At 75.8% G+C, this 23,295-nt stretch carries 24 protein-coding genes; 10 read left to right on the top strand and 14 right to left on the bottom strand.

Going from position 1 to position 23,295, the window contains the following annotated elements; translation table 11 throughout:
• Window positions 1–42 precede the first annotated feature (42 nt).
• Genes BJ968_RS03080 through BJ968_RS03070 form a run of 3 tightly spaced genes read left to right on the top strand, consistent with a single transcriptional unit; the run spans window position 43 to window position 2,904 of the window.
• Window positions 43–1,050, top strand: coding sequence for an ROK family glucokinase (locus BJ968_RS03080; protein ID WP_179756120.1), 1,008 nt, complete (start codon window positions 43–45; stop codon window positions 1,048–1,050).
• A 22-nt stretch (window positions 1,051–1,072) separates the two neighbouring features.
• Window positions 1,073–2,146 carry an ROK family glucokinase gene (locus BJ968_RS03075; RefSeq protein ID WP_179749117.1) on the top strand — a complete coding sequence of 358 codons (1,074 nt, stop codon included), beginning with the start codon at window positions 1,073–1,075 and terminating at the stop codon, window positions 2,144–2,146.
• Window positions 2,146–2,904 carry an endonuclease/exonuclease/phosphatase family protein gene (locus BJ968_RS03070; protein ID WP_179749115.1) on the top strand — a complete coding sequence of 253 codons (759 nt, stop codon included), beginning with the start codon at window positions 2,146–2,148 and terminating at the stop codon, window positions 2,902–2,904. Before BJ968_RS03075 ends, BJ968_RS03070 begins: the two co-directional genes overlap by 1 nt.
• 13 nt (window positions 2,905–2,917) lie before the next feature.
• Here the strand turns inward: BJ968_RS03070 and BJ968_RS03065 are convergent, their stop codons facing one another.
• A complete protein-coding gene (locus BJ968_RS03065) occupies window positions 2,918–3,556 on the bottom strand; it encodes a hypothetical protein (RefSeq protein ID WP_179749113.1) in 639 nt (212 codons plus the stop codon).
• 77 nt (window positions 3,557–3,633) lie between these two features.
• On the opposite strand from BJ968_RS03065, the gene BJ968_RS03060 reads away from it, so the two are divergent.
• The 3 genes from BJ968_RS03060 (at window position 3,634) to BJ968_RS03050 (ending at window position 6,975) form a co-directional block, all read left to right on the top strand.
• The gene (locus BJ968_RS03060; RefSeq protein ID WP_179749111.1) at window positions 3,634–4,434 is read left to right on the top strand and encodes a 1-acyl-sn-glycerol-3-phosphate acyltransferase; all 801 of its coding nucleotides are present in this window, start codon (window positions 3,634–3,636) and stop codon (window positions 4,432–4,434) included.
• 71 nt (window positions 4,435–4,505) lie between these two features.
• A complete protein-coding gene (locus BJ968_RS03055) occupies window positions 4,506–5,537 on the top strand; it encodes a 6-phosphofructokinase (RefSeq protein WP_179749109.1) in 1,032 nt (343 codons plus the stop codon).
• A gap of 43 nt (window positions 5,538–5,580) precedes the next feature.
• Window positions 5,581–6,975, top strand: coding sequence for a class II 3-deoxy-7-phosphoheptulonate synthase (locus BJ968_RS03050; RefSeq protein WP_179749107.1), 1,395 nt, complete (start codon window positions 5,581–5,583; stop codon window positions 6,973–6,975).
• Between the two features lie 63 nt (window positions 6,976–7,038).
• On the opposite strand, the gene pknB is transcribed toward BJ968_RS03050, so the two are convergent.
• Together pknB and BJ968_RS03040 are read right to left on the bottom strand one after the other, a co-directional pair.
• Complete coding sequence (gene pknB / locus BJ968_RS03045; protein WP_179749105.1) at window positions 7,039–8,934, bottom strand: Stk1 family PASTA domain-containing Ser/Thr kinase; 1,896 nt, start codon at window positions 8,932–8,934, stop codon at window positions 7,039–7,041.
• A 32-nt stretch (window positions 8,935–8,966) separates the two neighbouring features.
• Entirely contained in the window at window positions 8,967–10,082 is a 1,116-nt protein-coding gene (locus tag BJ968_RS03040) for a lytic transglycosylase (RefSeq protein WP_179749103.1), read from the bottom strand.
• Between the two features lie 169 nt (window positions 10,083–10,251).
• Between BJ968_RS03040 and BJ968_RS03035 the strand changes: the two genes are divergently transcribed.
• On the top strand, window positions 10,252–10,647 hold the full coding sequence (locus BJ968_RS03035) for an Rv2175c family DNA-binding protein (protein WP_343077780.1): 396 nt from the start codon (window positions 10,252–10,254) through the stop codon (window positions 10,645–10,647).
• Here BJ968_RS03035 and BJ968_RS03030 read toward each other — a convergent pair.
• The 3 genes from BJ968_RS03030 to BJ968_RS03020 are packed head-to-tail and all read right to left on the bottom strand — an operon-like array spanning window position 10,637 to window position 14,231.
• Window positions 10,637–11,599, bottom strand: a complete 963-nt coding sequence (locus BJ968_RS03030) for a phytoene/squalene synthase family protein (RefSeq protein WP_343077779.1) — start codon at window positions 11,597–11,599, stop codon at window positions 10,637–10,639. The genes BJ968_RS03035 and BJ968_RS03030 overlap by 11 nt on opposite strands.
• The gene (locus BJ968_RS03025) at window positions 11,596–13,128 is read right to left on the bottom strand and encodes a phytoene desaturase family protein (protein WP_343077778.1); all 1,533 of its coding nucleotides are present in this window, start codon (window positions 13,126–13,128) and stop codon (window positions 11,596–11,598) included. The genes BJ968_RS03030 and BJ968_RS03025 overlap by 4 nt, the downstream gene beginning before the upstream one ends.
• Window positions 13,125–14,231: a polyprenyl synthetase family protein gene (locus BJ968_RS03020; RefSeq protein ID WP_179749099.1), complete on the bottom strand. Its 1,107-nt coding sequence runs from the start codon at window positions 14,229–14,231 to the stop codon at window positions 13,125–13,127. Before BJ968_RS03020 ends, BJ968_RS03025 begins: the two co-directional genes overlap by 4 nt.
• A gap of 112 nt (window positions 14,232–14,343) precedes the next feature.
• On the opposite strand from BJ968_RS03020, the gene BJ968_RS03015 reads away from it, so the two are divergent.
• Window positions 14,344–14,988: a CDP-alcohol phosphatidyltransferase family protein gene (locus tag BJ968_RS03015; protein WP_246314435.1), complete on the top strand. Its 645-nt coding sequence runs from the start codon at window positions 14,344–14,346 to the stop codon at window positions 14,986–14,988.
• On the opposite strand, the gene BJ968_RS03010 is transcribed toward BJ968_RS03015, so the two are convergent.
• The 8 genes from BJ968_RS03010 to BJ968_RS02975 all read right to left on the bottom strand — a co-directional run bounded on the left by BJ968_RS03010 (window position 14,985) and on the right by BJ968_RS02975 (window position 22,005).
• Window positions 14,985–16,451 carry a phytoene desaturase family protein gene (locus BJ968_RS03010; protein ID WP_179749095.1) on the bottom strand — a complete coding sequence of 489 codons (1,467 nt, stop codon included), beginning with the start codon at window positions 16,449–16,451 and terminating at the stop codon, window positions 14,985–14,987. The two genes, BJ968_RS03015 and BJ968_RS03010, sit on opposite strands and share 4 nt — an antisense overlap.
• On the bottom strand, window positions 16,448–17,566 hold the full coding sequence (locus BJ968_RS03005) for a glycosyltransferase family 2 protein (protein ID WP_343077777.1): 1,119 nt from the start codon (window positions 17,564–17,566) through the stop codon (window positions 16,448–16,450). Before BJ968_RS03005 ends, BJ968_RS03010 begins: the two co-directional genes overlap by 4 nt.
• Complete coding sequence (locus tag BJ968_RS03000; RefSeq protein ID WP_179749093.1) at window positions 17,563–18,336, bottom strand: carotenoid biosynthesis protein; 774 nt, start codon at window positions 18,334–18,336, stop codon at window positions 17,563–17,565. The genes BJ968_RS03005 and BJ968_RS03000 overlap by 4 nt, the downstream gene beginning before the upstream one ends.
• Before the next feature lie 48 nt (window positions 18,337–18,384).
• Complete coding sequence (locus tag BJ968_RS02995; protein ID WP_179749092.1) at window positions 18,385–19,077, bottom strand: monooxygenase; 693 nt, start codon at window positions 19,075–19,077, stop codon at window positions 18,385–18,387.
• 9 nt (window positions 19,078–19,086) lie between these two features.
• Entirely contained in the window at window positions 19,087–19,902 is an 816-nt protein-coding gene (locus BJ968_RS02990; RefSeq protein WP_179749090.1) for an alpha/beta fold hydrolase, read from the bottom strand.
• Window positions 19,899–20,450 carry an aminoacyl-tRNA deacylase gene (locus BJ968_RS02985; RefSeq protein WP_179749088.1) on the bottom strand — a complete coding sequence of 184 codons (552 nt, stop codon included), beginning with the start codon at window positions 20,448–20,450 and terminating at the stop codon, window positions 19,899–19,901. The genes BJ968_RS02990 and BJ968_RS02985 overlap by 4 nt, the downstream gene beginning before the upstream one ends.
• Window positions 20,451–20,536: 86 nt before the next feature.
• Complete coding sequence (locus BJ968_RS02980; RefSeq protein ID WP_179749086.1) at window positions 20,537–21,073, bottom strand: PKD domain-containing protein; 537 nt, start codon at window positions 21,071–21,073, stop codon at window positions 20,537–20,539.
• Window positions 21,074–21,387: 314 nt separating this feature from the next.
• A complete protein-coding gene (locus BJ968_RS02975) occupies window positions 21,388–22,005 on the bottom strand; it encodes a DUF6318 family protein (protein ID WP_179749084.1) in 618 nt (205 codons plus the stop codon).
• 361 nt (window positions 22,006–22,366) lie between these two features.
• On the opposite strand from BJ968_RS02975, the gene BJ968_RS02970 reads away from it, so the two are divergent.
• Both BJ968_RS02970 and BJ968_RS02965 read left to right on the top strand, forming a co-directional pair.
• The gene (locus tag BJ968_RS02970) at window positions 22,367–22,762 is read left to right on the top strand and encodes a DUF6504 family protein (RefSeq protein ID WP_179749082.1); all 396 of its coding nucleotides are present in this window, start codon (window positions 22,367–22,369) and stop codon (window positions 22,760–22,762) included.
• 42 nt (window positions 22,763–22,804) lie between these two features.
• Window positions 22,805–23,239 (top strand): SAV_6107 family HEPN domain-containing protein, encoded by a 435-nt coding sequence (locus BJ968_RS02965; protein WP_179749080.1) that lies wholly within the window; start codon window positions 22,805–22,807, stop codon window positions 23,237–23,239.
• Window positions 23,240–23,295: the final 56 nt, after the last annotated feature.

Genomic DNA, 23,295 nt, shown 5'->3' with positions numbered 1-23,295 from the left:
CTGCCCGTGCGGGGCCGACGTCGCAGGGAGAACCGCACCGGCATGGTCGAGCAGCCAGCCCAGAACCCCGTTCCGCCCGCCGTCCCCACCGCGGTCGGCAACGCGGTCGGCGTCGACATCGGCGGCACCAAGATCGCCGCCGGGGTCGTCGACCACCGGGGCGAGATCATCGCCCAGACGCGCCGGGAGACCCCGGCCTCGCACCCGGCCGCCATCGCCGAGGCCGTCGCCGACGCGGTCGCCGAGCTGCGCACCACGCACGAGTTCGGCCCCGTGGGGGTCGCCGCGGCCGGGTTCGTCGACGCCGGCCGCCGCAACGTCGTCTTCGCCCCCAACCTGGCCTGGCGCGACGAGCCCCTCGCCGACCACCTCGAGGCCCGCGTCGCGGCCCCCGTCGTCGTCGAGAACGACGCCAACGCCGCCGCCTGGGCCGAGTACCGCTTCGGCGGCGGCCTCGACGAGCACGGCCGGGCCGTCGACGACCTGGTGATGCTGACCCTGGGTACGGGCCTGGGCGGCGGGATCGTCACCGGCGGCGTCCTGCAGCGCGGGGCCAACGGCGCCGCGGCCGAGCTCGGGCACGTGCGCGCCGTCCCCGGCGGCCGCGCCTGCGGCTGCGGAAACTCCGGCTGCTGGGAGCAGTACGTGGCCGGCAACGCCCTGGTCCGCGACGCCCGCGACCTGCTGCGCGCCGGCGACGAGGAGGGCAAGCCGCTGCTGGAGGCCGTCGGGGGGAACCTCGACGACGTCACCGGCCCGCTGATCACCCGGCTGGCGCAGGCCGGGGACCCCGGCTGCGCCCGGCTGCTGGCCGACGTCGGCCGCTGGCTGGGGGAGGCCGTGGCCAGCTTCGTCGCGATGCTGGACCCCGAGGTGGTCGTCATCGGCGGCGGCGTCTCGCAGGCCGGTGAGCTGCTGCTGGGCCCCGCGCGGATCAGCCTGGCGCAGAACCTCTCCGGTCGCACCCACCGCGAGCCGCCGCCGCTGCGCACCGCCCGCAAGGGCAACGACGCCGGGATCATCGGCGCCGCCGACCTCGCGCGCGTCTGACCCTCGAGCCCCGGGAGTCCCCATGGCCACCCCCCGCCCGCCCCGTCGTCGCCGCGCCCCGGACCCGCGGCGCGTGGCGCTGCAGCAACGGCTGCGCCAGCAGACGCGGCGCGTCTTCATCGGCGACGGGCCGGCCGTCGGCGTCGACATCGGCGGCACGAAGGTCGCCGCCGGGGTCGTCGACGGGGACGGCCGGGTCGTCGCGCAGCTGCGCCGGGAGACGCCCACGACGAGCCCGCAGGGCGTCGAGGACACCATCGCCGAGGTCGTCGAGGAGCTCGCGGCCCACCACGACATCGTCTCGGTGGGCATCGGCGCGGCGGGTTTCGTGGACGCCGAGCGCGCCAACGTCCTGTTCGCCCCGCACCTGGCGTGGCGCAACGAGCCGCTGCGCGAGGCCGTCGAGCGCCGCGTGCGGACGCGCCTGGGCCGGCGCGTCGGCCGGCGCACCGTCGTGGAGAACGACGCCAACGCCGCGGCCTGGGCGGAGTACCGCTTCGGCGCCGGCCGCGGGGAGTCCCGGCTGGTGTGCGTGACGATGGGCACCGGCATCGGCGGGGGGATCGTCACCCAGGGCCGCGTCGTGCGGGGCCGCTACGGCATCGCGGGCGAGTTCGGGCACATGATCGTCGTCCCGGGCGGCCACCGCTGCGAGTGCGGGAACCGCGGCTGCTGGGAGCAGTACGCCTCCGGCAACGCCCTGGTCCGCGAGGCCCGCGAGCTGGCCCGCTCCAACTCGCCGGTGGCCCACCACCTGCTGGAGCTGGCCGGCGGCAACCCCGAGGCCATCACCGGTCCCATGGTCACCGACGCCGCGCGCGCGGGGGACCCGGCCGCGGTGGAGCTGTTCGAGGACGTCGGCCGCTGGCTCGGCATCGGCGTCGCGAACCTCGCCGCCGCCCTGGACCCCGGCACGGTCGTCATCGGCGGCGGGGTCTCCGACGCCGACGAGCTGCTGCTGGGCCCCTGCCGGGAGGCCTACCGCCGCACCCTGACGGGGCGGGGGTTCCGGCCCGAGCTGACGATCGCGCGCGCCGAGCTCGGTCCCGCCGCCGGCCTGGTGGGCGCCGCCGACCTGTCCCGCGGCTGGGGCTGATGGACCGGCCCCGGTCCGGGGGGCGGGCCGTGGCCCGGTTGCGGGTCGCGACGTTCAACGTCCGGGAGCTGCTCGACGACACCGTGGCCGTCCGGGAGGTCCTGCGCGCCGCGCGGGCGGACGTGGTCTGCCTGCAGGAGGTGCCGACGCACCCGTTCGCCCGGCACCGCCTCGGGGACCTCGCCGCGGACACCGGGCTGTGGATCGCGGCCGCCGGGCCCGAGGGCGCCGGGACCGCGGTCCTGGCCGCCGCGCGGGTCGACGTGCGGGCCGGCGTCGTGCGGGCGCTGCCGACGGCCCGTCGGCGGGGCTGGAAGCCGGTGCGGCGCCGCGGGACCGCCGAGGCCGTCGTGCGGGTGCCGCTCGCCGGGGGCTGGTCCACGGAGGTCCTCGTGCGCAGCGTGCACCTGGGCCTGGGGGCGGACGAGCGGGCCGAGCAGGTGGCGCGGTTGCTGCCGGGGGCGCCCGCCGGAGGTGCGGCCGGGCCGTGGTCGGGTGCCCCGGCCGTCCTGGCGGGCGACCTCAACGAGGAGCCCGGGGGCCCGGTGCACGCGCGGCTGGGGACCGTGCTGCTCGACGCGGCCGAGGCCGTGGGGTCGCCGTCGCCGACGTTCCCGGCCCGCGCGCCGCGCCGCCGCCTCGACGTCGTCCTGGTCGACCGGCGGCTGTCGGTGACGTCGGTGAGCGCACCGGCGGGGTTCCCGACCGCGAGCGACCACCTGCCCGTCGTGGCGGACCTGCTGGTCCCCGGGCCCTGAGCGGGCGGGGAGCCTAGACGACCGCCCCGTCGTCGTCGTCGTCGTCGCGGCTGCTGGGCAGCCGGACGACGAGGGTGGCGAAACCGGCCACGAACACGGCCGCGGTGATCGCGGTGAGCAGCCGCGGGACGTCCTGCCAGGCCAGGGCCGCCACCAGCAGGAAAAGCGGCGCGCCGACGACGGCGATCCAGGCGGCCCAGCCCAGCACGTCGCGGGGCAGGGGCGCCGGGTCGGCCGGGACGAAGCTCTCCTCCGACAGCGACCGCAGCTCGATCGGCTCGTCGTCGCGCTGGCGGGGGGTGAAGGGCCGGGCGTCGGGGACGTCCTCGCGCGGGGGCGGCGGCAGCGGGGTGGCGGGACGGACCAGGCGGGCGCGCGCCTCGGGGTCGTCCGTGCCGCGCTGGTCCTCCGGCGACCCGCCCGCGACCTCACCCGGGGAGGCGCCCCGGGAGGTGTCGGCCGGGGTGTCGCCGGAGGGGTCGGCGTCGGCCAGGTGGCGCGGCCCCCGGGAGGCGGCGTCCTCCCCGTCGGCGTCGTCCGCGCCGCGCCCGTCCTCGTGGCCGGGCGCGTCCTCGCCCCAGCGCGCGACGATCTCGGCGAACGCCGCGTCGACGTCGAGGGGTCCGGATCCGTCGTCCGGGGTCGGGGGCACGCCCCATCGTGGCACGGCGGGGGCGGACCGGTCGAGGTCTCGGCGTGGCGCGGGTGCGCGCCGGTAGCGTTCCCGGCGTGCCCCGCTTCCCGGTCCTGTACTGGCCGATCAAGCTGCTCGTCGCCGAGCCGCTGGTCACCGCGGTGTTCCGGCCGTGGGTGCGCGGGCTGGAGAACGTCCCCTCCTCGGGACCGGCGATCCTGGCCAGCAACCACCTGTCCGCGGCCGACACCGTGCTGCTGCCCACGGTCGTGAAGCGGCGGGTCACCTTCATCGCCAAGGCCGACCTGTTCCGCGGCCGGGGCGTGCGCGGCAAGCTCACCGCCGGGCTCATGCACGGCATCGGCCAGCTGCCCGTCGACCGCTCCGGGGGCCGCGCGTCGGCGGCGGCCATCGACAGCGCGGTGGGGGTCCTGCGCGCCGGGGAGCTGTTCGGGATCTACCCCGAGGGCACCCGCTCCCTCGACGGTCGGCTGCACCGCGGCCGGACCGGGGTCGCGCGGATCGCCCTGAGGTCCGGGGCGCCCGTCGTGCCCGTCGCGATGATCGGCACCCAGGACCTGCTGCCGTCCGGGCGTCTCCTGCCGAAGGTCCGCCGGGTCGGCGTCGTCATCGGCGAGCCGCTGGACTTCTCCCGCTACGCCGGGCGCGAGGACGACCAGCTCGTCGTGCGGTCCGTCACCGACGAGGTGATGGCCGCCATCCAGCGCCTGTCCCACCAGGAGTACGTCGACGTCTACGCCGAGCGCAGCCGGCTGCGCTCGGAGCTGTCCAGCCGGACCGGCGTGCCCGAGCCGCCGTCGGCCTCGTCCGGGGGACCGGGCGGGCGCGCGGCACCCACCGGCGACACACCGGGCCCGGACGACGCGCAGCACTGATCGCGCGGTGGCAGGCTTTCCCCGTACCTGACGGGCACGTCGGCGAGGGCGCCGGGGAGTGGGGTTTCAGGATGCGGGTGGGGATCCTCACCGGGGGCGGCGACTGCCCCGGGCTGAACGCGGTGATCCGGGCCGCGGTGCTGGCCGGCACGCAGCGGCACGGCATGGAGTTCGTCGGGTTCCTCGACGGCTGGCGCGGGGTCCTGGAGGGGGACGCGGTGCCCCTGGACGAGGAGCGGGTCAGACCGCTGCTGGCCGTCGGCGGCACCGTCCTGGGGTCCTCGCGGACCAACCCCCTGGCCGACGGCGTCGACGAGGGCGTGGCCCGCGTCCGCAAGCAGCTCAAGGCCCTGGGCGTCGACGCGCTGCTCGCCATCGGCGGCGAGGACACCCTGGGGGTGGCGACGGCCCTGCACGAGGCGGGCGTCCCCGTCGTGGGCGCCCCCAAGACGATCGACGACGACCTGTCGGCCACCGACGCGACCTTCGGGTTCGACACGGCGGTGCAGACCGCCGTGGACGCGTGCGACCGGCTCGTCACCACCGGCGCCAGCCACCACCGGGCCATGATCGTGGAGGTCATGGGCCGGCACGCGGGCTGGATCGCCCTGCACACCGGGATGGCCGCGGGCGCGCACGTGACGCTGCTGCCCGAGGAGGACGTCGACCTCGACGAGGTCGCCGCCACCGTCCGCGCCGTGCTCGACCGGGGCCAGGCGCCGCTGATCGTCGTCAGCGAGGGCGCGAAGGTCCACGGCGACGAGGCCGTCAGGAACGCCCCGCGGGACGCGTTCGGGCACGTCCAGCTCGGCGGGGCCGGGGAGGCGCTCGAGCACGAGGTCGTCGCCCGCGTCCCGGGGCTGTCGACGCGCGTGACCGTCCTGGGGCACCTGCTGCGCGGCGGGACCCCCTCGGCGGCCGACCGGATCCTCGCGACGCGGTTCGGCCTGAGCGCCGTCGAGGCGCTCGCGGCCGGGGACCTGGGGACGATGGCCTCCCTGCGCGGGGTCGACGTCGTGCAGGTGCCGCTGGCCGAGGCGACCGGCGTGTTGCGAACGGTTCCCGAGTCCCGGCGGGCGGAGACCGCCGGGTTGCGCTGGTGAACCAGGGCGACCCGAGGGTGCGGGGAGTGCGACACTTGCCCGCGTGAGCACCCCTACGACGAGCTTGCCGACGCCCACGTCGAGCACCACGTGGCCCGACCTCCCCGCCGCCCAGCAGCCGCAGTGGCCGGACGCCGCCGCGCTGGCCGAGGTGCAGGCGGAGCTCGCTTCGTATCCGCCGCTCGTGTTCGCCGGGGAGGCCGACCAGCTGCGCGCGCAGCTGGCCAAGGCCGCCCGCGGCGAGGCGTTCCTGCTGCAGGGCGGGGACTGCGCCGAGACGTTCGCCGGCGCGACGGCCGACGGCATCCGCCGCCGGCTCAAGACCATGCTCCAGATGTCCGCGGTCCTGACCTACGGCGCCTCGCTGCCGGTGGTGAAGGTCGGCCGGATGGCCGGGCAGTTCTCCAAGCCGCGCTCGTCCAACGACGAGACCCGCGGCGGGGTGACGCTGCCGGCCTACCGCGGTGACGCCGTCAACGACTACGCGTTCACCCCCGAGTCCCGCACCCCGGACCCGCAGCGGCTGCTGCGGGCGTACCACACGTCCTCGGCGACGCTGAACCTCATCCGCGCCTTCACGACCGGCGGCTACGCCGACCTGCGCAAGGTGCACGAGTGGAACCGCGGGTTCGCGGCGACGGCCGCCAACGCGCGGTACGAGGCGCTGGCCCGGGACATCGACAAGGCCATGAAGTTCATGATCGCCTGCGGGGCCGACTTCGACGCCCTCCAGACGGTCGACTTCTGGTCCAGCCACGAGGCGCTGCTGCTGGACTACGAGCGCCCGCTGACCCGCACCCTGGACGAGGAGCCGCCGCTGAGCGGTCCCGTCGGCGGGGACGCGCGCCAGGGCGGCCCGTACGACACGGCCGCGCACATGGTCTGGATCGGGGAGCGCACCCGTCAGCTCGACGGTGCGCACGTCGACTTCGCCTCCAAGATCCGCAACCCGATCGGGATCAAGCTGGGCCCGAAGACCTCCGTCGACGACGCCCTCGCGCTGATCGACAAGGTCGACCCGTACCGCGAACCGGGCCGCCTGACGTTCATCACGCGCATGGGCGCCTCGACGATCCGCGAGGCGCTGCCCGCACTGGTCGAGGGCGTCACGGCGTCCGGGGCGCAGGTCACGTGGGTGTGCGACCCGATGCACGGCAACACGATCACCTCGACCAGTGGGTACAAGACGCGCCGCTTCGACGACGTCGTGGACGAGGTCCGCGGCTTCTTCGAGGTCCACCAGGCCCTGGGCACCGTGCCCGGCGGCCTGCACGTCGAGCTCACCGGTGACGACGTCACCGAGTGCCTCGGCGGGGCGTACGACATCGACGACGCGGCGCTCGCGACGCGCTACGAGTCGCTGTGCGACCCGCGCCTGAACCACCAGCAGTCCCTGGAGCTGGCGTTCCTGGCCGCGGAGATGCTCGCGAACCGCTGACGGACGACGACGGGCCCGGCACCTGCGAGCAGGTGCCGGGCCCGTCGTGCGTGCGGTGCCGCCTCAGACGACGGTGAGGGTCACGGTCGACCCCTTGGGGATCTGCTGCCCCTCCCCGGGGTCGATGGAGCGGACGGTCCCGAAGACGCCCCCGAGGACGTTGTCGACCTCCACCGTGAAGCCGAGCCCCTGCAGCTGGGCGCGGACGGCGTCGACGTTCTTGCCCTGGACCGTCGGGATCGTCACCAGCGGCGGGCCGGAGGACACCACGAGGGAGACGGCGTCGCCGCGGAACAGCGTGCCGCCGGTGGGGCTCTGGGAGATGACCTGCCCCTTCGGGACGGTCTCGCTGATCTTCGAGCTCACGTCGCCGACCACCAGGCCGGCGTCGGTGATGGCCTTCTCGGCGGCGTCCTGCGTCTGGTCCACCACGCCCGGCACGTCGATGGGCTGGCGGCCCCTGGACACGACGAGGTTCACCGGGGTGTCGTGGTTGAGCACGGTCCCGGCCGCCGGGTCGGTGCGGACGACCCGACCCTGCGCGACGTCCTCGCTGAACTCCTCCGAGACCGCGCCGACGGCGAGCCCGGTGCTCGTCAGCTCCTCCTGCGCGTCGTCCAGCGCCCGCCGGGCCAGGTCGGGGACGGGGAAGGTCTGGATCCCCTGGCTGACGACGACGGTGACGGTGCCGTCCTTGCGCACCCGTTCGCCCTCGCCGGGGTCGGTGGAGGCGATCCGCCCCTTCTCGACCGTGTCGCTGAAGCCCTGCTCCTCGCGGACCCCCAGCCCGGCGCCCTGCAGGATCGAGGTCGCCTCCTGCGGCGTCCTGCCGACCAGCCCCGGGGTCGTGGTGTACGCGCCGGGACCGGCGAGGGAGTACCAGGAGACAGCGGCCGCGAGCGCCAGGACCAGCAGCACCAGGCCCACGAGCAGGCCGCGGCGGGAGCGGCGCCCCTCGGACGGGACGCCCGCGGGTTCCTCGTCCTGCGCGAGGGCCCGCGCGCCGGGCTGCCCGCCCGCCTGCAGGCGCGTCGTGCTGCCGGGGGCGGCGGGCGCGACCGGGCGCGGACCGCGGCTGCCCAGCTGGGCCGGCGACAGCGAGGACAGCACCGCGCGCAGCTGCTCGAGCATCTCCCCGGCGTCGGCGGGACGTTCGGCGGGGTCCTTGGCCAGGGCGTCCAGCACGAGGGCGTCCAGGGCCGCCGGCAGGCCCGGGACCTTCGCCGACGGCGGCGGCACCGGTTCGTGGACGTGCTTGTAGGCGATCGTGAACGGGCTCTCCCCGGTGAACGGCGGGGCGCCGGTGAGCATCTCGTAGAGCATGACGCCGACGCCGTAGACGTCGCTGCGGGCGTTCGGCTCACCGTTCTCGAGCTGCTCGGGGGCCAGGTACTCCGCGGTGCCCATGAGGTCGCCCATGCCGACCGTCGTGCTCTGCCCGGAGGCCGAGGCGGCCCGGGCCAGGCCGAAGTCGGCGACCTTGACCCGCCCGTCGTGGGCGACGAGGACGTTGGCGGTCTTGACGTCGCGGTGCAGGACGCCCTTGCGGTGCGCCTCGGCGAGGGCGTCGAGCACGTCCCCGGCGACGCTCAGCGCCTCACCGGCGCTCAGCGTGCCCTCGTCGAGGACGACGTCGCGCAGCGTGCGGCCGTCGACGAGCTCCATGACGAGGTAGGCCGTCTCGTCACCGCCCTCGTGGTCGACGCCCTGGTCGAGGACGGCGACGACGCCCGGGTGGGCCAGGCGGGCGGCGGACTTGGCCTCGCGGACGAACCGGGCGCGGGCCACCGGGTCGTGGGCGAGGTCGGCGCGCAGCACCTTCAGCGCCACGGTCCGGTCGAGGCGCTCGTCCTCGGCGCGGTAGACGACCCCCATGCCGCCGCGGCCGAGCCGGCCCAGCACGCGGTAGCGACCGTCGAGGCGTCGCCCGACGAGCGGGTCGGAGAGGGTCGCGTCCACGGTCAGCGAGTCTAGGTCGACCGGCGCTCAGGTCAGCTGAACCGCGCCTGCAGTGTCTGCACGTTGGCCACGTAGCGGCGCGTGTCGTCGTACATGCCGCGCGAGCGGACCGAGGCCTGCCCCTGGTAGTAGGAGGCGATCGCCACGTCCGGCGGGTTGTTGGCGACCAGCGTCCGCAGGATCGCGACGCCGGCGCGGGCGTTGTCGTGCGCGTCGAACAGGTCGATGGGCTCGCCGAGCAGCTGCGAGGCCCACTCGCCGGAGCTGGGGATGACCTGCATCGCGCCGATCGCGTTGGCCCCGGAGACGACCTTCATCTGGTAGCCGGACTCCTGCATGCCGATGGCCAGCGCCAGGGCCGGGTCGACCCCCAGCTCCACGGCCGTGCGCCGGATGATCTCGCGCATCTGGGCCTTGCCGGGCTGCTTGCTGGCCTGGATCTTGGCCCGGTTGGCGGCGACGGCGTCGCTGACGGTGGGGGCCTGCGTCGCCGGGGTGGCCGCGGGCCGCGGGGCGGCCTGCTGGGTGCCGCCCAGCCGCAGCGTCTGCCCCTCGACGATGAAGCCGGTGCCGTCGAGGTCGTTGAGGGCGATGAGGTCGTCGACGTCGACCCCGGTGGCCAGCGAGATGTGCGAGAGCGTGTCCCCGGCCCGGACCGTGTAGGTGCCCCCGCCCGTGGGCGTGGCGGCCGGCGCGGGACCCGCGGCGGGCCCGGCGGGCAGGGTCAGCACCTGCCCGGCGCGCAGGAAGCCGTCGGCGGTCAGCCCGTTGGCCTCCCGCAGCGCCCCGACCGTGGTGCCCCGGGCCGCGGCGATGCCCGACAGGGTGTCGCCCGGGCGGACCGTGTACGTCCCGCCCGCGGCGGCCCCGTCCGAGCCGGGGATCGTCAGCTGCTGCCCCTCGACGACGAACGCGCTCTCGTCGAGGCCGTTGGCGGCCACGATGGCTTCGACGGTGGTGCCGTGCTCGGCGGCCAGGGCGCCCACCGTGTCGCCCGCCGCGACGGTCACGACGGTCTGGCCGGTGGCCGCGGCGGCGTGCGCGGCGGGCAGGAGGACCGTCGGGGCCGCGGCGCCGAGCGCGGCGGCGGCCAGCCAGCGACCGCGACGGGACGTCGAGTTCGGGGTGTCGGTGGTCTCGTCGGCCATGGCGTCCCTCGCAGGTCGTGACGGGTGGTGCGGGAGTGAACCCGTGGGGCGCGAGCGAACCTATCGGACGCTCGGCGCACCCCGCCCCCAGAGTGGTGGAGACGGGCCCGCGGAGGTGGGAGGCGGGGCGGGCATGTCGCGGCCCCGGCGGAGGAGGCAGACTGGGACCGTGGTTGCACCGCTGAGAGCAGAGATCGCCCGCGAGAAGGGCACCGACGAACTCGACGCCCTCGTGCCCGAGTGGCTCACCGTCCCCGACGTCGCCGAGCTGACCGGCCAGGACCAGCGCGTCGTGCGCCGCTGGCTGCAGGAGCGCGAGCTCGTCGCGGTCCGCCGCGGCGAGCGCGCCGTGGCGAACGTGCCGGCCGCCTTCGTGACGCCCGAGGGGCCCCTGAACCACCTCAAGGGCACCCTGTCGGTGCTGGGGGACTCCGGCTACACCGACGTCGAGGCGCTGCGCTGGCTGTTCACGCCGGACGAGACCCTGCCGGGCACGCCCATCGAGGCGCTGCGCGCCAACCGCAAGACCGAGGTCCGCCGCCGGGCGCAGGCCCTCAGCTTCTGAGGGGGGTCCAGCGCGCCTCCCGCGTGCGGGCCAGGCGCGCCCGGACCAGCCCCGGCAGCGCGACGGCGAGCCGGCGCGGCACCCCCACCCGCACCCGCCGCCCCAGGACGTCGTGGTCCACGGCGGCGACCTCGTCGAGGATGCCGCCGTAGAGCAGGTACGCCGTGCGCAGGCAGTCGCGGCTCGTGGGGTGGACCATCGCCAGGCCCGGCTCGGCGAAGGCGTACAGCTCCCGGGTCCGCTCGGCCTCGAAGGCCAGCAGTTCCCGCACGGGCTCGGGTGTGGTCCCCGCGGCCCGGCCCGCCAGCAGGTCCTCACGGGTCACGCCGAAGCGGTCCAGGTCCTCCTGCGGCAGGTACACGCGGCCGCGGTCCAGGTCCTCCCCGACGTCGCGGACGAAGTTCGTCAGCTGGAACGCCTCCCCGAGGGCGCGGGCCCGGGCCGCGGCGTCGGGGGTCAGCGGTTCGAGGATCGGCAGCATCTGCAGGCCGATCACGGCCGCCGACCCGTACACGTACCGGCGCAGGTCCTCGTAGGTGGCGTAGCCGGTCTCGGTGATGTCCATCCGCATCGAGTCCAGGAACGCCTCGACCTGCTCGCGCGGCAGGTCCCAGCGGCGCATCGTCGCCGCCATCGCCCGGCCCACCGGCTCGGCCGGTCCCTGCCCGTCCAGCGACTTCAGGAAGTCGTCCGACCACGCCACGAGCGCCTCGGGATCGGGGTCGGTCAGGGAGTCGACGAACTCGTCGGCGTACCGGGCGAACCCGTACAGCGCCCACACGTACGGGCGCTTGGCCGGCGGCAGCAGGAGCGTCGCGAGGTAGTACGTCTTGCCGTGCTCGGCGTGCAGGCCCCGGCAGACCTCGAAGGCCTCCCGCAGCTCCGGGTCCCGCAGCGCGTCGTCCGTCTCGGCGGCCGCGTCGAGGCACACGCGGCTGCTGCGGGGGATCACGCGCTGCGCCAGGCGCGCGAACGGTACGCGCGGTCGCGGCCGGTGACCCGCTCGGCGGCCAGCCGCCCCGAGACCAGCACCATGGGCACCCCCACGCCGGGCTGGGTCCCGGACCCGGTGAACACGACGTTCTCGCCCCACAGGTTCCCCGGCCGGAAGGGCCCGGTCTGCCGGAAGGAGTGCGAGGCGGCGAACGGTGCGCCGTCGGCCATCCCGCGCCGCTCCCAGTCCGCCGGCGTCGTGACGTCCTCGACCTCGATGCCGTCGGCGAACCCGGGGTAGCCGCGCTGGGCGAGCGTCTCCATGACGTGCTCGCGGTACCGGGGGGCCAGCCGGTCCCAGTGGATGCGCTCACCCGCCGACAGCGAGGGCGTCGGGAACAGCACGTAGTAGACGTGCTTGCCGTCGGGGGCCAGCGAGGCGTCGGAGACGGTGGGCCGGGAGACCAGGACCGAGGGGTCGCTCATGAGGCGGCCGTCGAGCAGCTCGGCGAACACCTCCTTCCACGCCGACCCGAAGTGGATCGAGTGGTGCACCGGGTCGGGGTAGTCCTTGCTGGAACCGGCCAGCAGCAGGTAGCAGCTGGGGGAGTACGCCAGCTTGCGGCGCACGGGCGCACCCAGCAGCTGCTCGCGGGCGACCGGCAGGTCGGGGTTGAGGACGACGACGTCGGCGGCGAAGCGGCGCCCGTCGGTCGTGGTCACCGCCCGGGCCCGGCCGCCGGAGACCTCGACCCGGTCCACGGTCGTGCCGTAGTGGAACTGGACGCCGTGCTTCTCGGCGGCCGCCGCCATCGCCGTCGGCAGCGCGTGCATCCCGCCCTTGGGGAAGAACACCCCCGCCACCGAGTCCATGTACGCGATGACGGCGTACAGCGCCAGGGCGTCGTACGGCGACAGCCCCGCGTACAGGGCCTGGAAGGAGAACATCCGCTGCGTGCGCGGGTCCTTCAGGAAGCGCCCCACCTCCGGGGCCATCTTCTTGAAGCCCCCGGCCGCCAGCAGCCGCACCAGGTTCGGTTTGAGCAGGTCCAGCGGGGTGTCGATGTTGCTGTCGATGAAGTCGCGGATCTCGTAGCGGTACAGCTTCCCGACGTGCTCGACGAAGCGCCGGTACCCGTCGGCCTCGGCGGCCCCGCACAGCTCCCCGATCGCCTCCGCGGTCCGCTCCACGTCCGCCGAGACGCGCAGCGACGTGCCGTCGGCGAAGTTCCCCCGGTACAGCGGGTCGACCGGGTGCAGGTCCAGCCAGTCGTGCACGTCCTCGCCGAGCGCGTCGAAGCAGTCGGCGATGAGGTCGGGCATCGTCAGCACGGTCGGGCCGGTGTCGAACCGGTACCCGTCCTTCACGACCAGGCCCGCCCGGCCCCCGGGGACGTCCTCGCGCTCCAGGACGGTCACGGTGCGCCCCGCGCCCGCCAGCCGCATCGCCGCCGACAGCCCCGCCAGCCCGGCGCCGACCACGACCACGTCCTGCGTCGGGCCGCTCACGTGCCGGGTGCGGCCCGGCAGCCAGTCCAGGGTGCTCACGAGCGCCTGCTCGTGGCCGCGACGACCAGTTCGTGCAGCGCCGCGCGGGCGCTGTCGGTGAGGTCCGCCGCGTCCAGCGTCGCGCACGCCGCGTCGACCTGGGCGCTGATGAGCTCCTCCACCCCGGCCAGCGCCCCCGTCTCGGTCAGCACGGTCCGCAGGACCTCCACCCCCTCCGCGTCCAGGTCCGGCGCGCCCAGCAGCCGGTCGACCTGCTCGGCCTGCGCCGGCGTCGCGTTCTGCACCGCCAGCCCGACGAGCACCGTCCGCTTGCCCTCGCGCAGGTCGTCCCCGGCGGGTTTGCCCGTCTCCGTCGGGTCCCCGAAGACCCCCAGCACGTCGTCGCGCAGCTGGAAGGCCTCGCCCAGGGCCAGGCCGAACCGCGAGTAGTCGGCCAGCAAGTCCGTGGAGGCCCCCGCGAGCGAACCGCCCAGCAGCAACGGGTGCTCGATGGAGTACTTGGCGCTCTTGAACGTCAGGACCCGGCGCGCGCGGTCCACCGCCCCGGCCGCCCCGCGCTGGGTGGAGGAGGCCTGCTCGAGCATGTCGAGGTACTGCCCGCCCATGAGCTGGGTGCGCATCGTGTTGAAGACCTGCCGCCCCCGCAGCAGGGCGTCGGCGGGCAGCTCGCTGCGCGAGAACAGCTCGTCGCTCCAGCCCAGGCACAGGTCCCCGGCCAGCACCGCGCCGGCCAGCCCGAACCGGGTCCCGCTGCCGTCCCAGCCGCTCTCGCGGTGCAGCGCCTCGAACCGGCGGTGCACCGCCGGCTGGCCGCGGCGGGTGTCGGAGTCGTCCATGACGTCGTCGTGGATCAGGGCGGCGGCCTGGAAGAGCTCCAGGGCGGCGGCCGCGGTGACGACCCCGGCGTCCGGCAGCCCCTCGGCGACGCCGTGGTAGCCCCAGAAGCAGAAGGCGGGCCGCAGCCGCTTGCCGCCGGCGACGAGGTCGCGGACGGCGTCGAGGACGGGTTCGCAGTCCTCGCTCACCTCGCGCAGGACAGCGGTCTGGTCGTGCAGGAAGTCGTCGAGGACGGCGGACACGGCGGTCCGCAGGTCGCTCGTCGCCCGCAGGGGGGCCGTGGTTTCGACACTGGTGGGCGGCACAGGGGGCACTCTAGGCACCTCCCCCTCCGGGGGCGAGCGGGTGGTGAGCGGGTGTCGTCGCTGGTCACGGGCAGGTCACGCAGGGTCGGGTCCTACGCTCGGCAGCGTGGCGATGGACCGGGAGGCCTACCTGCGGCGCTGGAGCGCGCTGCACGGCGGCACGCGCACCAGCGGGCTCGTGCGCGGCTGGCTCAGCGGCGCCCACGCGCTCGCCCGCCCGCTGGCCGACGCGGGGGTCCCGCCCGCCGCGATCACCCTCCTCGGCGCCGCCCTGGCCGCCGCCGCCGCCGCGGTCGCCGTGGTCGGCGGCCGGGGCGGGGCCGCCGCGGTGACCGCCGGCGCTCTGCTGGCCCTCGCCGGCGTCCTGGACAACCTCGACGGCGCGGTGGCGGTCATGACCGGCCGCACGAGCAGGCGCGGGGCGCTGCTCGACGCCACCTGCGACCGGGTCGGCGACGCGGCCTGCGCCGTCGTGCTGTGGGCCTGCGGGGCCCCGGCGTGGCTGGCGGTCCTCGCCGCCGGCCTGGCCCAGCTGCAGGAGTACGTGCGCGCCCGCGGCCAGGGGCTCGGCGCCGACGACGTGGACGTCGTCTCCGTCGCCGAGCGACCCGTCCGGCTCGCGATCGCCGCCAGCAGCGCCGTCGCCACCGCCCTGGTCGTCTGGCTCGACTGGGCGACCCTGGGCGCCGCGGTGTGGGCCGTGCTCGGGGTCATCGGGCTCGGCCAGGTCGCCACCGCGGTGGGCCGCCGGCTCTAGGCCTCGCCCACCAGGTCGGCCACGATGCGCGCGGACAACCCGACCAGCGGCAGCCCCCCACCGGGGTGGGCGCTGCCGCCGACGAGGAACAGCCCCGGCACGGGGGAGCGGTTCGCCGGGCGCAGGAACGCCGACCGCGCGCCGTTGCTGGCCGTGCCGTAGATCGCGCCGCCGTCGCTGCCGGTCAGCCGCTCCAGGTCCGCCGGGGTGCGCACCTCGCTCCAGCGCAACCGGTGCCGCACGTCCAGGCCGCGGCGCGCCATCGTGTCCAGGACCGTGCGGGTGTACCGCGCGACGAGCCCGGCGTCCTGCCAGTCCGTCCCGCGCCCCGGGTCGTGCACGGGGGCGTTGACCAGCACGAACCACGCCTCGCAGTCGTCGCCCGGGCGCAGCGCGGGGTCGTCGGGGGCGCTGACGTAGACGGTCGGGTCGGCCACCGGCCGCCCCGCCGCCAGGTCGGCGAACTCGGCGTCGTAGTCCGGCGGGAACAGCACCGTGTGGTGCCGCAGCCCCGGGGTGCGGCCGTCGAGGGCCAGCAGCAGGACGAACCCCGAGGACGAGCGCAGGCGCCGCTGGGGCTGCAGCCGCGGGCGGGGCAGCAGGTCCCGGTACAGCCGGGCCGCGTCGACCGCCGAGACCACGACGTCGGCCGCCACCTCGGTGCCGTCCGCCAGCCGCACCCCGCCGGCCCGGGTGCCCGACTGCAGGACCGCCGCCACGGGGGCGTCGGTGTGGATCCGCGCCCCGTTGTCCACCGCGCGGTCCGCCACGGCCCGCGCCAGCCGGTGCAGACCGCCCCTGACGTACCAGGCGCCGAAGGCCTGCTCCACGAACGGCACGGTGGCCAGCGCCGCCGGGGCCCTGGCCGGGTCCGACCCCGAGTACGTCGCGTACCGGTCCAGCAGCGTCCGCAGCCGCGGGTCCTGCAGGTACGTCCGGCCCAGGCCGCGCAGCGACGCCCACGGGGCCACCGTCCGCAGGGCGGAGGTGTCGCGCGCCAGCCGGACCAGCGTGCGCGAGCCGTCCAGCGCCGACTCCAGGAACGGTTCGCGGGCGACGTCCCAGATCTGCGCGGCCCGCCGCTGGAACGCCGTCCACTGCGCCCCCGTGCCCGCCCCCAGGGCCTCGTCGAGCGCGGCGGCGACCGCCGGCAGGCCCCCGCCGGGCAGGTCCAGCTCGGTGCCGTCGCCGAACCGGTAGTGCGCCACCGGGTCCAGCGGCACGAGGTCGAGGACCTCCTCGACGGGGGCGCCGGTCTTGAGGAACAGGTCCCGCTGGACGGCGGGCAGGGTCAGCAGGGAGGGGCCGGTGTCGAAGGAGAAGCCGTCCCGGCTGAACCAGCCGAGCTTCCCGCCGACCTGCGGGCCCTGCTCGAACACCTCGACGCGGTGGCCGCGGGCGGCCAGCCGCGCCGCGACCGACAGCCCCCCGAACCCCGCCCCGACGACGACGACGCGGCTCACAGCGCCCGTCCCTTCCAGCGCAGCCCGCCCCGTGACCGCGACCGCCACGAGTCGGCGAGCAGCCCCAGGAGCACGGCGATCGAGGCGGGGTGCGCGAAGGCGTCCGGCACCGACCGGCCACCGGTCCGCTCGGCCACCGCGTACCGGCCGACCACGGCGGCCAGGTACCCCACCGCGCCCACCGGCGACCCCGTCACGGCCGCCGCCGGGGGGACGAGGTACGTCACCGCCAGCCCGATCCCCACCGCCACCGCCGCCGGCCGCGACCCGAACGCCGACCACAGGGACTTCCCGTACCCCGCCCGCACCTCGGCCCAGCCGTCGTACATCCGGCACGTCGCCAGCGCCGTCCCGTCCGCGACCCCGCCGCGCCCGCCGGCGGCCTTGACCGCCCGCACCAGCGCCAGGTCCTCCAGCACCTCGGCCCTGACGGCCTCGTGCCCACCCGCGCGCCGGTACGCCGCGGCGTCCACCACGAGGAACTGCCCGTTGGCCGCGGCCAGGGACGGGCGCGGGGACACCTCGGCGCGCCGCAGCGGCAACGTCGTCAGCCACGACCACTGCAGCAGCGGCTGGACCAGCCGCTCGCTCCACGTCAGCGCCAGCTGCCGCGGGTACGGGCACACGACGTCCAGCCCCGCGCCGCGCAGCAGGTCGACCGCCGCGGCCACGGCGTGCGGGGCGAGCACGACGTCGGCGTCGACGAAGACGAGCACCTCACCCGTGGCGTGGCGCGACAGCACGTGGCACGCGTGGGTCTTGCCCAGCCACCCCGGCGGCGGGCCCTCGCTGCGCACCAGCCGCACCCGCGGGTCGGTGGCCGCCACGTCCGCCACGACGTCCGCCGTCCGGTCCCCGGAGGCGTCGTCCACGACGACCACCTCGTAGTCGGGCAGCTCCACCTGGTCCAGCAGGGACGCCAGGCAGGCCCGGACGCGTCCCTCCTCGTCCCGGGCCGGCACCAGGACGCTGACCCGCCCCGCCACCGGCGGCGGGTCCAGCGCCGGCACCCGCAGGGACCGGGCGTTGAGCAGCGAGTGCGCCGTGAGCGCGACGGCGCTCGCCGACCCCACCCACGACAGGGCCCGCCAGGGCCCCACCGGCCACGCGCTCACCGGCCACGCGCCAGGGAACGCAGGTAGGGGAGCACCGTCAGGCCCATGGCCGCCCCGCCGTACGCGGCGACCACGGGACGGCGGAAGAAGACCGCGTTGCCGAGGGTCGAGCCCAGCCACGTCCAGCCGATCAGCGTCGCCGGGACGGTCTGCGGCTCGTCGCGGTCGGGGGGCAGCGTCAGGTGCAGGGCCGAGCAGATCGCCAGGGCCGTCAGCAGCCAGCCGCCGTAGTTGGACAGCGGGATCCCCGGGACCCCCGGCAGGTGCGGGTGCGGCCGGGCGAAGGACCAGTGCCCCGCGGCCGTCATCTGCGGGTCGAGGAACAGGTCCCACGAGGCGAGCGTCCAGGCGGCCGCCGCGACCGCCGCGACGTCGCGCGTCCTGCCGGTCAGGCCGCGGCTGAGGTGCCGCCCCAGCCGGACGCTGGGGTGGGCCACCATCGTCCACGCCAGCGGCACGACGACCGGGACGTCGAGGACCTGCAGGCCCAGCGTCCCCGCGTACCGGTACCGGCCGAAGGGCCGGCCCGTGCGGGTGCCGACGGCCTCGGCGACCAGCCCCAGCCCGCCGGCGACCGCGAGCGTCCCCAGGGCCGACCGGGCACCCCCGCGGCGGGCGGCGTCGGCCACCGCGGCCGCCGAGAACGCGACGACCGACCCGATGGTCGTGCGCCGCAGGCGCTCCCCCCGCAGCAGGGGGTGGGCCACCTGGGTCAGCACGGCACCCCCGGCGAGCGCGCCGGAAAGGGTTCGGAGCAGCGTCGAGGGCACGGCCAGCACTCTAGGGACGCCGTCCGACACCTCCGACACGGGCCGACGTCAAGGGGTCCGGCCGTCGAGGGTGCCCCGCACGTCCACGACGCCGAACCGGGCGAACAGCTCCTCGGCGTACCAGCCCTCCCGGGGCGTGCGGTTCATGACGTCGCGGTGCGCGGGGCCGCGGTGGGCGAACTCCCGCAGCGCCTCGGTCGACTCCCACACCGAGAACGTGCCCTGGTAGCCCAGCGGGGCCTCGCCGATCCCGATCGCGCAGCGCAGCCCGGGGACGGTGTGCAGCTCCTGCGCCACGGGGGGCACCGACCGCCAGAACGAGGCCGCCCGCGCCGGGCGCAGCCGCGCCCGCGTGAGGGAGGCGACCGGTCCGGCCACCGCCCCGCCCGCGTCCGCGCCGAAGGGCTCCCGGCCCGACCACCGGCCGCGGCTGCTGCGCGGGGCGAGGCGGAACTGGACGCGCTCGCGGGCGATGCCGGCCCAGGCGCGGGCGGTCCGGGACCCCTCGAACGCCTCGGCGTCCTCCCGCGCGTCCCAGGCCACCAGCGCGGCCCAGCGCAGGGGGTCGGCGTCGCGGACGGTGAACGTGCGGCCGTCGCCGGTGCCCAGCATCTTCGCGAACCGCGCCCCCGGGAGCCGGCCGAGCAGCGGCCGGTCGGCCGCCATCCGCCACAGCGCGCGGGGGACGTCCCGCGCCCCCACGGTCCACACGTCGAGGGTCACGAGGTCCGGGGCGCTCACCCGCGGAGGCTACCCGCGGCAGGTGCTCTCGACCTGTTCGCGCACCACGCGGGCGCAGTCGGCGGGCCGGTCCCACGTCGGGACGTGCCCGCAGTCGGGCCACTCGATCCAGCGCGCGTGCGCCGGGGCGCAGGAGCGCCGGCAGTACCCCGGCGGCAGGACCCGGTCCCGCCCGCCCGCCACCACGGTCACCGGCGCGCGCACTTCCCCGGCGCGGGTGAAGGCCCCCGCCGCGATGCCGGCGTCCGCGGCGACGTAGCCCGGTGCCGTCGCGATGGCGGTCAGCGCCTCCCGGACCACCTCGACGGGCAGGGCCCGCGGCGCGGTGCTCGTGGCCGCCAGCGCGAGCGTCACCCCCAGCCGCGTCGTCGCGACCTGCCCGGGCAGGCGCCCGGCCCACCGCGCGAACTGCTGCCCCGTCGGCACCAGCGGGGGACGGCGGCGCGGAGTGGTCCACAACCCGGCCGGGGTGAAAGCGGTGACGTCCGCGACCACGCCGTCCCGCTCCCCGGCGGCGGCCTCCAGCGTGATCCAGCCGCCGAGGGAGTGACCCACCAGGTGCACCCGCTCACCCTGGGCCGCGGCGAAGCGCCGCAGCCGCGCACCGAGGGCGGCCGGCGTCATGCCCGCCGGCGGGACGGGCGGGGCCTGGCCGTGGCCGGGCAGGTCGAGCACGAGGAGCCGGTGGTCCTCGGCCAGCCGCGGCACCAGCAGCGACCACGCCGAGGCTGCGCCCCCCAGGCCGTGCACGAGGACCAGCAGGGGGTGCGAGGGGTCGGAGGACCCGGCGCGGTGGACGGCGAAGCCCTCGACCAGCCCGGTCATCCCAGTTCGACGGGGTGCCCCCCCGTCAAGCGCAGCAGCTCGTCGTAGCGGGTGCGGAACACCGCGTGCGGGTGACCCGCCGGGACCCAGATCTCGGGCTGGGGCGCCAGCGCGACGTCCACGTACGTCGGCAGCGGCTCGGCCAGCGACAGGGGGGAGGCCGACCCCAGGACCGAGCCGGTGCGGCGCAGCACGTCGGCGTCCCCGTCGCGGAACAGCTCCGGCTCGCACAGGACGGCGGCCAGCGAGGGCAGGAAGAGGGGGTGGGCGGCCGAGGAGATGACGAACAGGTGCTGGTCGGCGCGGGTGCGCAGGACGGCGGTCATCGCGATCGCCGCCACCGGCACCCGCAGGTGGCGGGCCAGGTCCGCGGGGTCCTGGAGGGAGGCCGGCACCTCCCGCACCTCACCGGCCGCGTCGAGGTCGACGAGGGCCTCCGCGGTGCACTCGACCACCGGCAGCTGCAGCACCGTCGGGGACTGCTCGGGGGGCGGACCCGTCAGGGAACCACCGCCCGCGGGGGGTTCCTGACGCGACGTCCACCTCATGCCCCCTCACCGTAAGACCGTTCCCGCGGCACGTCGCGCCGAGCGGCTCCGCCCTCCCGCCCGAGACCCTCGGGGCGGCCCGCCCCTCAGCGGTCCGGGGCGACGAGGACGTTGCGTCCCGCCAGGACGTGCACGGCCACCGGCGCCGAGGTCGTCGTCGCCGTCCCCTCGACGGGCCGGTACGGCAACCCCGCGATCGTGTACTCCCCGGCCCACGTCGTGGTGAGGGTGATCGCGTGGTCGCCCGCCGCGGTGTAGGTGTGCGTCAGCGTCTGGTGCGGGTACGGCCGCCCCGGGTCGTCCGTCGGCCCCACCACCGCCCCGTCCCCGAGGGTCCACGTCCACGACACCGGGGTCGCCCGGATCGTCACCGGGAACCCCAGCACGGTCGTGTCCCGGGTGACCGTCCCGCCCGTCGTGGTGAGGATGAGCGGGACGTTGAGCAGGGCCTCGCCCGTGCCCGGCTGCAGGTTCACCGGGCTTGGCGGGAGACCGACGCGCTGGAGGTCGGCGACGGTGACGGTGGGGATGGTGACGGCGGCCGCACCCCCGTTCCCCGCCGCGACGCACTGCATGTCTCCCGCCGCCCACGTCCCGTCGAGCCCCTTGGTCCACGTGGTCATCAGGGTGCTGTCGGCGACGCACGGGCCGAGGTCCACGCCGCACCCGATGCCCTGACCCGGAGCGCCTCCGGTGTCCACGCGGCAGGAAGGCTTTTTGATCGTTTGAGGCGGCGGTGCAGTTGAAACCTTCTTGCGCCCGCTGTACCAGTCAGGCGTTCTAGAACCTGAAATTTTCTTGCTAGCGCCTACTGATATCGACGAGCCGTTCCCTCTTGCCCAGTTGCTGCTTTGTGCATGAGCAGGTGCAGCGGTGAGTTGAACGACTCCGAGTAGGGTCAAGAGGGCGCTGGCTGCAATCCTGGGGATCTTTCCAATCACTGTGCTTCCCAAACAAGCCAGTGGTTGTCGACCCACTTCAACCACAAGTAGAAACTCGCGTCAGTCGCTCCTGGCGCTTCATCGATGACCGTCCCGCCTCGATCAATGACAGAATGTGCAGGTCGATCTACGTAGACCTGCATTTGAGAGTCGCCAGTGGCCGGCTCCCACGATCCGAACTCGATCTTTCGAAATTGCGTCTCAAGTCCGTCGTGTGAATAGCCGTGAGCGAGGTAGAAGGACACCTCGCGCACGTCGTCATCGCAGGCAGCGCAGTCAGGGGCGGAAATCGAGCGCAAAACCTCCACGTCCCCAGAATTGCGCGAGTAGTTCAGGACTTGGACGTAGTAGATCGCGAACGCCCCGCTCCCTTCCTGGGAGAACTCCTTCCCCAGCTCCGACAGCTCCGGCACCGGCAGGTCCCGGGTCGCCGTCGGGCTCGGCGTGGCGCTCGCGCTCACCTCCGGGGTCGGCTCCGCCGCCTCGCCGGGTGCCGCCATCGCTGCCGTCGCCCTCGCGGCCGGCGTCCCCGGGGCGTCCGGGGAGCCGTTCGAACACCCGGCGAGCAGGGCCGCTGCGGCGAGGGGTGCGAGGAGGGCGGGGAGGCGGATCACCGCGGCACCGTCCCACGCCGCGCGCTCGCGGGGAGGCCGCCGGGGCCCCGCTGTGGACAACTCGTCGGCCGTTCGGGTGACCCCTGGCGGGCCCTCGCAGACCGGTCACCCCGTGTCTCCTGGTGGCCGCTCTGCGTCGTGTGGACAACCCGGTTCGGCGTTGACGGGTCCTGAGGGCCGTGGTGTAGCTTCGAAACGTGTTCGAACCGGTGTTCGAACACGAGGCCGCCCGAGGTGCGGTCCGGGGAGAGGGGAAGCTCCGCGGGCCGCGCCCGGGCGTGTCCTCGCGGGCCGCTTCCCCCGGCTCGCCGCGTCGCGCGTCCTGCCGCGGCGCCGGCTCGAGTGGGGAGGGTGAACGACGGTGCGACGGTTCTCCGACGAGGTGCACGTGCGGTCCGCCGAGGCGGGTGGCACCCCGACCCAGTTCGTCTGGCGCGGCAGGCTCTACGTGGTGCGCGAGGTCCTGTCCCGGTGGCGCGAGCGCAGCGCCTGGTGGGAGCACGACGCGGTGGCCGCCGTCCACGGGAACGCCCCCCGCGCCGGGGAGGGACCGCGGCCGAGGCGCCCGGTGCTCGAGATCGGCGACCTCGAGCGGGAGGTCTTCCGCGTCGAGGCCAGTGTCGGCCGCATGGGGGGGGCCGGAGTGTACGACCTCGCCCGGCCCGTGACGCTGGGTACGGCGGTCGTGTCGGAGGGCAGTGCTACTTCTTCTCCCGAACCGTCCGAGGACTGGCAACTGCTGCGCGTCAGCGACTGAGACCGGCCGACGACACCGACCGCACGACCGGAGGAGAGATCGATGCCCACCTTCGACGTCCCCGCTGGCGTCCCCCGTCCGCTGACCACGGCTGCCCTGGACCTCCTGGCCCGGTGCGAGGACGAACTGCTCGCCGCGCTGCGGACCGAGGACGTGGCCGAACGCTACGTCCACGCCCACCTCGCCGCGTTGCGGGCCGGGGCCGCGCTCGTCGCCGTCAACGGCCGCCCCGCCCGCGGCCGTCGCAGCGGTGGCCCGCGCAGCGTGTGGGAGATGCTGCCCGCCTACGACCCCGCCCTGCAGGCGTGGGCCGACCGGTTCGCGGCGACCGCCCCGGTGCGCGCCGCCGTCGAGGCCGGCCGGGTCGGCGCCGTGGACCAGGCCGCGGCCGACGGCCTGCTCGCCGACGCCGAACGGTTCCACCGCCTCGTGGAGTCGGTGCTGGGGCTCAGCGCCGTCCAGCCGCTGGCCGGCTGAGGCCGCGGCGCCACCCGCCGCCACCAGGACCACAAGAACCCGCAACACCCCGGCCT

Origin of the sequence: Kineococcus aurantiacus (assembly GCF_013409345.1) — a bacterium.
GTDB classification, from domain to species: Bacteria; Actinomycetota; Actinomycetes; order Actinomycetales; family Kineococcaceae; genus Kineococcus; species Kineococcus aurantiacus.
Note: the sequence above shows the minus strand (reverse complement) of the source record. Positions and strands in the feature narration are given on the sequence as shown.